This is a genomic window from Saccharothrix sp. ST-888, assembly GCF_000955975.1.
Lineage (GTDB): Bacteria > Actinomycetota > Actinomycetes > Streptomycetales > Streptomycetaceae > Kitasatospora.
The window spans coordinates 1-1,002 of record NZ_JYJF01000295.1 but is presented as its reverse complement, the minus strand read 5'-3'; the positions used below and the strand labels follow the sequence as shown (position 1 = coordinate 1,002).

At 69.5% G+C, this 1,002-nt stretch carries 1 protein-coding gene; it reads right to left on the bottom strand.

All coding sequences use genetic code 11. The features are described 5' to 3' along the window. Nucleotides 1–51: 51 nt before the first annotated feature. Complete coding sequence (locus UK12_RS32725) at nt 52–711, bottom strand: DUF742 domain-containing protein (RefSeq protein ID WP_156179094.1); 660 nt, start codon at nt 709–711, stop codon at nt 52–54. Nucleotides 712–1,002 lie beyond the last annotated feature (291 nt).

The following is a 1,002-nucleotide window of genomic DNA, read 5'->3' as shown; positions in this document are numbered from 1 at the left end:
CCTGCCACGACGATCTTCGCGGAGGTGGTGGCGCGGCTGGCGGCGGCCGCGTTAGAGCTTGCGAAGTCCACTGAGGACCCTTTCGAGCAGCGTGACGTCGGGCTGGTTGCCGGATTCGCCGCCGGCAGCGGGCTGGTGGATGGCGACAAGACCGGCCTCGGCCAGGTCTGCCACGAGGATCCGGGCCACCCCCAGGGGGATGGAGAGCAGTGCGGATACCTCGGCCACGGATTTGACCTCGGTGCAGAGGGTGCAGATCCGCTGGTGTTCGGGCAGCATCGTGGCCAGGCGCTCGGGAGCGACGCTGGCGGAGACCAGTGCCTCCAGGGCCAGTTCGTAGCGGGGCCGGGTACGGCCGCCGGTCATCGCGAACGGGCGGATCAGCGGCCCCGAGTCGTGGTCGTCCAACTCCTCGGCATAGCCGGGGTCCTCGGCCTGTTCAGGGAAGTCCTCCGGGCCCGGATAGCCCTGATGACCGGGGCTGGGCTGGATGAACCGCTGTTCGCTGTAGGCCTGGTGGCCGTACGGCCGGCGCTGCGGCTGCTGATGGTTCATCAACTGCTGCTGGCCGTCGTGCTGGTAGCCGGAGTACTGCTGGCCCGCAGGGCCGGGGTGCTGACCGTGGCCGACACCGGGTGCTCCGAAAGCATCATGGCCGGTGCCAGGGTACGGAACGCCGTACTGGCCGCTGCGGTCGTCGGGCGGGGTCACGGTTCCTCTCCTCACATGGTGCGGCGGTGCGGTGCGAGCTCGGGCCGCAGGGGCCGAGCAGGTAGTGCGAAAGCCGTACAACGCCCGATCCCGGGACCGCGATTGACACGGTCCCGGGATGGGCCGGAGGTCTTTCGAATACCAGGACGGTATCCGACGAACCGTCAGTGCAGGAGACTGCCCTGGAGTTCCGCGCGAAGTGCGGGGGTGAGGACGGCGCCGGCTCGGTCGACGAGCAGGGCCATTTCGTACCCGACGAGGCCGATGTCGGAGTCGGGGGAGGCGAGGACG